The sequence below is a fragment of the Agathobaculum sp. LCP25S3_E8 genome (assembly GCF_052117165.1).
In the GTDB taxonomy this organism is placed as follows: domain Bacteria; phylum Bacillota; class Clostridia; order Oscillospirales; family Butyricicoccaceae; genus Agathobaculum.
This window is the reverse complement of the sequence record NZ_JBQKJR010000095.1, coordinates 1-6,420: the sequence shown is the minus strand read 5'-3', so window position 1 is coordinate 6,420 and position 6,420 is coordinate 1. Positions and strand designations below refer to the sequence as shown.

12 protein-coding genes are annotated in these 6,420 nt (G+C 49.0%); 10 read left to right on the top strand and 2 right to left on the bottom strand.

All coding sequences use genetic code 11. The annotated features are described in order from the left end of the window. Window positions 1–220: 220 nt before the first annotated feature. The gene (locus ACTQ34_RS17125) at window positions 221–583 is read right to left on the bottom strand and encodes a helix-turn-helix domain-containing protein (protein ID WP_441364822.1); all 363 of its coding nucleotides are present in this window, start codon (window positions 581–583) and stop codon (window positions 221–223) included. 181 nt (window positions 584–764) lie between these two features. Here ACTQ34_RS17125 and ACTQ34_RS17120 point away from each other — a divergent pair, with 181 nt between their 5' ends. The 10 genes from ACTQ34_RS17120 (at window position 765) to ACTQ34_RS17075 (ending at window position 5,585) form a co-directional block, all read left to right on the top strand. Further along, window positions 765–1,139, top strand: a complete 375-nt coding sequence (locus ACTQ34_RS17120; protein WP_054323360.1) for a GntR family transcriptional regulator — start codon at window positions 765–767, stop codon at window positions 1,137–1,139. A 1-nt stretch (window position 1,140) separates the two neighbouring features. Continuing rightward, window positions 1,141–2,001 (top strand): ABC transporter ATP-binding protein, encoded by an 861-nt coding sequence (locus tag ACTQ34_RS17115; RefSeq protein ID WP_441364821.1) that lies wholly within the window; start codon window positions 1,141–1,143, stop codon window positions 1,999–2,001. Beyond that, window positions 1,998–2,642: an ABC-2 transporter permease gene (locus ACTQ34_RS17110; protein ID WP_441364820.1), complete on the top strand. Its 645-nt coding sequence runs from the start codon at window positions 1,998–2,000 to the stop codon at window positions 2,640–2,642. The genes ACTQ34_RS17115 and ACTQ34_RS17110 overlap by 4 nt, the downstream gene beginning before the upstream one ends. A gap of 9 nt (window positions 2,643–2,651) precedes the next feature. Then, a complete protein-coding gene (locus ACTQ34_RS17105; protein ID WP_082402094.1) occupies window positions 2,652–2,840 on the top strand; it encodes a cysteine-rich KTR domain-containing protein in 189 nt (62 codons plus the stop codon). Between the two features lie 523 nt (window positions 2,841–3,363). Next, window positions 3,364–3,786: an RNA polymerase sigma factor gene (locus ACTQ34_RS17100; RefSeq protein ID WP_441364819.1), complete on the top strand. Its 423-nt coding sequence runs from the start codon at window positions 3,364–3,366 to the stop codon at window positions 3,784–3,786. A gap of 329 nt (window positions 3,787–4,115) precedes the next feature. Then, window positions 4,116–4,316 (top strand): hypothetical protein, encoded by a 201-nt coding sequence (locus tag ACTQ34_RS17095; protein ID WP_441364818.1) that lies wholly within the window; start codon window positions 4,116–4,118, stop codon window positions 4,314–4,316. A gap of 134 nt (window positions 4,317–4,450) precedes the next feature. Beyond that, window positions 4,451–4,597 carry a hypothetical protein gene (locus tag ACTQ34_RS17090; RefSeq protein WP_257592053.1) on the top strand — a complete coding sequence of 49 codons (147 nt, stop codon included), beginning with the start codon at window positions 4,451–4,453 and terminating at the stop codon, window positions 4,595–4,597. 92 nt (window positions 4,598–4,689) lie between these two features. Then, window positions 4,690–4,842, top strand: coding sequence for a hypothetical protein (locus ACTQ34_RS17085; RefSeq protein ID WP_441364817.1), 153 nt, complete (start codon window positions 4,690–4,692; stop codon window positions 4,840–4,842). 103 nt (window positions 4,843–4,945) lie between these two features. Continuing rightward, entirely contained in the window at window positions 4,946–5,296 is a 351-nt protein-coding gene (locus ACTQ34_RS17080) for a TnpV protein (protein WP_441364816.1), read from the top strand. A 13-nt stretch (window positions 5,297–5,309) separates the two neighbouring features. Further along, window positions 5,310–5,585: a DUF6809 family protein gene (locus ACTQ34_RS17075; protein WP_002596150.1), complete on the top strand. Its 276-nt coding sequence runs from the start codon at window positions 5,310–5,312 to the stop codon at window positions 5,583–5,585. A gap of 68 nt (window positions 5,586–5,653) precedes the next feature. Here ACTQ34_RS17075 and ACTQ34_RS17070 read toward each other — a convergent pair. Further along, a partial coding sequence (locus ACTQ34_RS17070; RefSeq protein WP_441364815.1) for a virulence RhuM family protein occupies window positions 5,654–6,420 on the bottom strand: 767 nt, incomplete at its 5' end.

Here is a 6,420-nt window from a genome sequence, read left to right as displayed (position 1 = left end):
TGCCGCAGTTTTCCTGCGTTCCGCTACGCTCCACTTCGGAAAACTGCGCTGTATTACCATGCTTTTCAGATTTTGGGTGTTTCCAGACTGCACATTTCTTGACATTTCCATTTTTGCGGCCCTCTCGGGCTGCAAAAATAGCAAGTGTGGCCACACTTGCCCTGCTTGCCGTTAGTGCGTTGCCCCCAAAACAGCCAAAAAACGGAGGTGCGTGTTTCTCTTACGCATCCTCCGTTTCCCGAGCCTTTTGTAGTCCCTCTGCGGTATATTTCATTACGGTCAGCTCTTTCTCGTCCATGGAATTGAGCATGACATCAATCTGTTTCCGGCAGGTACTCTCTCCGTTGAGTTTGTCTGGGAAAAAGAATTGATCCACGGAAATCTCCAGCAGGGTAACGAGCTGATAGAAAGTATCAAAGCTGGGGTATTGTCCCCGGTTCTCGATATACATGATAGAGCGTGGGGTGCGGTTCACGAGCTGAGCCAAGTATTCCTGCGTCCAGCCTTTTTCCTCCCGCTTGCGCTTGATCTCACGGCCCAAGGCGTGAAAATCAAGGTGTTTGTCGTATTGGTACATTCTCATATCACCCTATATTATTCTACATTTCGGGTTTGAATATGAGAACGAAGCACAATTTTATATTATGTAGTTTTTTATTTCATGTATATTAGATTCTTCAAAGTGAACAGCCTTGACTTTATTGTGATGATAGTGTATAGTGTGTATTACAGAACAGCACACCAGAACAGGAGGTGATAGTCCTGTGAAGATCGTAATCTCAAATACTTCTGATACCCCCCTATACCAGCAAATCAAAGATCAGATTAAAGATGCTATTTTGAAAGAGGAACTGGTAGAAGGCGATCCCCTTCCATCTATCCGCACCTTTGCAAATGACCTGTCGGTAAGCGTTCTAACAATACGACGGGTTTACGAAGAACTGGAGCAAGAGGGATTTGTAACCAGCCAAGTTGGTATAGGAACCTTCATATCAACAAGCAATCTTGAGCTGTTGCGGGATTCCAAACGCCGACTCGTGGAACAGAAGATGCAGGATATGATTCAAACAGCAAAATCACTTAAAATCACAAAAGAAGAACTGAACATGATGATGGATATTTTGTATGAGGAGGTCTAATATGCAGCCGCTTTTAGAGGTGGAAGGTCTTAAAAAGACATATCCCGGTTTTCAGTTGAATGGAGTGTCCTTTTCAATTTATGAAGATTGTATCACGGGTTTTATCGGTGCAAACGGCGCTGGAAAAACCACTACCATACGCTCCATTCTTCACCTAATCTCACATGAGGCTGGCACCATAAAATTTAAGGGTAAAGACATATCTAAAACAGAAAAATCTTTCAAAGATTCTATTGGAGTCGTCTTTGACGAGGGATTCTTCTATGATGAATTAACCTTAACCCAGATGAAGAACTTGATTGCTTCTTCCTACTCTCATTGGGACAACGGGGCATATACGCATTACTTAGATGCTTTTTCTCTTAGACCTGATCAGACCATTTCTTCTCTCTCTCGTGGCATGAAAATGAAGTTCTCATTGGCATTGGCGCTGTCCCACCATGCGGAGCTGCTGATTATGGACGAACCCACAAGTGGCCTTGACCCTCTGGTGAGAAAGCAATTCATTGAAATTTTGAAAGAATTCATGGATCAGGGCGGAAAGGCTGTATTCTATTCCACGCACAACACTTCTGATTTGGATAAAGCTGCGGATATGCTGGTGATGATTGACAACGGCAAAATTCTGTTCGAAGAAGATAAAGATATGCTGTTGGAAACCCATCGGCTCGTAAAAGGAAAGGGCCTGTTGCCCTCCGAAACCAAAAAGCTGTTCTTGAAAGTGGAGCAAACGAAATACGGTTTTACGGGAGTTACCAACCAAGTGGAAGAAGCCAGGCGGATATTCCCGGATGCTGTATTTGAACGAGTGACGGTCGAGGACATCATGCTTTCCCACATGAAGGAGGGTAAACCCGTATGATTTTACAACTATTAAAGAAGGATTGCATTATTGCAAAGAACTATGTGGCTGCGGTTATTCTCATTGGGGTTGGCCTGCCGGTACTCTTGGTCTGGAAACAACCTCAAATGCTTGAAGTGTTTGCACTTCCGGGAGCTGTCTTTATTTCTTCTGTTGCATTCAATCTTGCGGTTTCCGAAAAGGAAAATATGTATCCTAAAGCAACGGCGCTGCTTTGTGCCACTCCTTATAACAGAGGGAAACTCGTAGAGGAAAAGTATCTGCTCTACTTTTTAATTTATCTTTATTGCTGTGTAGCATTCCGGATTGAAATGGAAGTTATCCCCCAGCTTGCCGCTGTTGATTTCGTGCGGTCTGTTGTCATTGTTTTTTGGATTCAGGTTATTTGTATGGGCATATTCCTTCCCATTCAATACCGATTCGGATATGAAAAAACAAAGCTGTTGGCAATGCTGCTGGTCGTTGCTGGCCCAGTGCTTATGAGCGTGGCTAATTCTTTCGTAGTACCGGCAACAGTTACCCAATCGTTCTCTGCCGTTCCGGGTGTAATGTATATCGTGCTCTGGGTGATTGGGGGCGCACTTTGGCTTTTCTCTATGTTTGTATCCAAGAAAATCTTTTCAAGTATTGATTTGTTTTGAGGGTTTGGCATGGGTGAAACTCAATGGATTATGTGTCCCGTGTGTGGCAGTAAAACACGACTGCGTATTCGATACGACACGGTGCTTGAACGGTTTCCACTGTATTGTCCGAAATGTAAGCAGGAAACGCTAATCAGTGTACGACAACAAAATATTTCAGTTATTAAAGAGCCAGACGCCAAGACGCAGAGCCGATAACGCTGAGGTAAAACCTCGGATGTTATCGGCTCTGTTTTGCTTTATAACAAACGATAACAGCCTGCCCCGCCCGACGGGGGAAAGAAAAAAACCGTTGCCGGGCAGGTCGATTTTGTGCGCTTATTCTACATTACCAGCGGCGGTTTTGTAAAAACAAGGCCGCCGTTTTCTTTTTGAAAAATGAGAATACGGGGGGTGTGTTAAAGTCGCCCTTTTTTAAGGATACGGCGGTGTCCGGGAGGTATCGCTGTGTCCTTTTTCGTTTTTCATCCCCCTAATCTGTCAAAAAAAGCCCGTCCGCCCAATGGGAGCAGTCTGGTGACGGATGTGAAATATGGCAGTACATAAATGAAAATGTAGTTTTATGCGCTTGCGTGTCGTTGTGGCACACGGGCGCATTTTGTTTTATTCACTTCGGGACAAGTTGTCCCGAAGCAGGAAAAGACAGCCTGAGGTGTCGCTCCCCGCCGCCCTCCGTTCAGATCGCCATTCACCCCCAACCATCTGAACGGAGGAATTACAAATGACGACCATCAATCTGAAAGACTTTTATCCGTGGTACACCCACGACGAATACATAGAGGTTTCCGAGGAAGTTGCCGACGAGCTCCGGGCAAGCAGGCTGTACGAGGCCGCCTATCAGCGGCGGATCGTTCGCAACAAAGCGCAGTATTCCCTCGATTGCGAGGACGGGATCGAATACTCCGCCTGCGTTTCCGAACCCACCCCGCAGGAGCTACTGGAACGCATGGAGCTGTTCTGCCATCTGTGCGCTGCGCTCAATTCCTTGCCCGAAACGCAGGGCCGCCGGGTGGATGCCTGTGTGATCCTCGGCAAGAGCTATTCCGAAGTAGCAAGGGCAGAGGGTGTCCATGAGAGTGCCGTGCGGCGCTCTGTGGAGCGGGGACTTGAGAAGATGAAACAGTATTTGAAAAAGTGTCTGTAAACCCGTCCGAATTGATCTGCCAGATGTCCTTGGTATATGAGAGGAGTTACATCCGATCAACAACTGAATAGCGGCGGCCCCGAGCCATAGAGCGGGGAGCCGGGCGGCGGGTGCGCTGTGACTTCTCCAGCAGGAGAACGAGCGAACAACACCAGCGCCGCAAGTGGGACAAGCCACCCCACGGCCATGATCCGCAGTCGGACAAGCTGGCCGCTTGCCCCTCCGGGCCGCTGCCCCCTCGGGAGCGTCATGCTGAGTATTGCTGTCTTATGACGGGCCAAGGAAATGAGCGTGGCGCTCCCGAAACTTTTATCAAGGAGGAAACCAACATGAAGTATGATCCCGAACTGGCGGCCCTGCTTGCCCAGCCGTGGAGTAACAATGCCTGCCGGGGCTATGTCATCTACGCTATGGAGAACTGCGGGTTTTCTTCCACGGACATCCGGCGTGTGGTGGCAGAGCTCCATGAGGTCTTTGACTTCTGTGGGCTGGAGGAGGCCCAGCAGCACTTTGAGAACAGCCCCTACTGACCTTGGGACAAGTTGTCCCAAAGTGGAGCAAGGCAAGAGGGCGGCACCGCCGAAGGTGCCGCCCTTTTGCGTTTCCCCACGGGACAAGGGGGACTGTCGGTCATTGTTTCGTATCGCTCTGGAAGGAGGCCCACATGGAAGATCCCGTACCCGTCAAGGAGGAATACACCTATCAAGTCGGCAAAATCCAATTCATTGTCACGCCCATCTACAAGGACAAAGGCGAGTCCATGCGTGACATCCTGTTGAAGCTGATGCTGGCCGATTTGGAGCCAGCTTAACTGTTCCATCGACATCCTTAACACGGGCAGTCGGCAGAGGTATAATATACATAGATAAGAACCTCTTGCTTGATTGCAGGAAGGAGGATATTTTGAAACAGTCAAGCAAGAAAATCTCTACCGGCACGGCCGCTCTCTACTGCCGACTGAGCCGTGACGATAATATGGACAGCGAGTCCAACAGCATCCAGAACCATGATGTAATGTATAGAGGGTGGATTACACCAAAAAACATTACATCATGACTGGCGGCTCATTTGTGGCGAATGAAAAGACAGTTATGATAAAGGAGGGATGCCCTCAAACCTACCGTAACTGTCAACCACATTCCCACGAAAGGAGCCTTGTATGGAACTGACTTACACCAAATGCGGCGACTATCTCATTCCCGACCTTGTGTTATCGGACACCAAAGAGTACCATATCGGGAAATATGGCCGCTTGCGCCGTGCCTACTTAAAAGAACACCGGCCCATTCTGTATGCCGATCTCATTGTCACTGAAAAGCTGTTTCCCCATTTGGAGGAAATCGACACCGCCTGCCGGGAGCGGCTGGAAATTATCGAAAAAGCCATGATGCAGCAAGAGGGTGTCACAGAAGCCCTGAAAGCTGCCGACCAGATGGCATGGGTGCGCTCCTTGAACTCCATCCACAACAGGGCCGAGGAAATTGTCCTGGCGGAGTTGGTCTATTGTTGAGGGAGGGAACGCAATGATTTTGGAAGCCATGTATAACGGGGAGTTTTATCCCTGTGAAACGGTAGTGCCCACGTCCCCGGAATACCGCAAGGCGATCCAAACCTGTGCGGCGTTGATGGAGCAGTTATCCCAGCGGCTCAGCAAAGAGGACTATGCTCTGGTGGAGGAACTCCGGGCGCAGAACGCTATCGCCCAGTGCGAGGAAAGTGAGAGCCATTTCAAGTATGGCTTTTCGGCGGGGCTGATCGTCCAGCAGGAGGCCCATGAACAGCTGCAAAACAAGAAATAAGCGATGGCCGAAAAAGCCCACGCAGCCGGAAAGAGAGAACCGGTGGCGTGGGCTTTCTGTGTATATGGTTATTCTGCCAGATCATCCGAAGTTTCCGCAACCAGTCTGTCAAAGTCGCTCTGATAGGTCCGATCCTGCAAAACTCGGAACTTTTCAAACTCTTTCTCGGCAAAGGCTTTGGCAATGGCGGCAGTCACCTTGCCCTTATCATGCAGAATATCTTCCTCGTTAAACTGTAAAAATGCGTCAAGCCGCTTGACCCAATCGGCCATATACATGACATTTCCCCGGCGGGCCTGCCGTTCCGCATAGTCCAGGTACATGGTGACGATCTCATTCAGGTTTCGCATTTCCGTTTCGTTCAGATAGTTTTTAGCGACGATGACATCGGATTTGCGGATGCGGCCCTTGGGGGCGTTTTTCCATGTGGTCAGGCCCATGTTGGGCTTAGTGCTGTCGGCACGGCCATATACGATCTCGGCGGCGGTATGATGGGTGACCGCATAGTGGAGCTTGTTCTGCACCGTGGCGAAAAACTCCTTTGTGATAGGACTTTCCACATCGTAGTCGGCGCTGCACTGGGAATAGATGTCCGTGATTTTCTGGTAAAATCTTCTCTCGCTGGCCCGGATGTCCCGGATGCGCTCCAGCTGTTCCTCGAAATAATCCTTGCCGAAAAAGTTCTCCGGCTCCCGCAGCCGTGCGTCATCCATCACATAACCTTTGATGATGAAGTCTTTCAACACTCTGTTTGCCCAAATGCGGAACATGGTCGCCTTTTTGGAGTTCACACGATACCCCACAGCGATGATGGCGTCCAGATTGTAATAGTTGG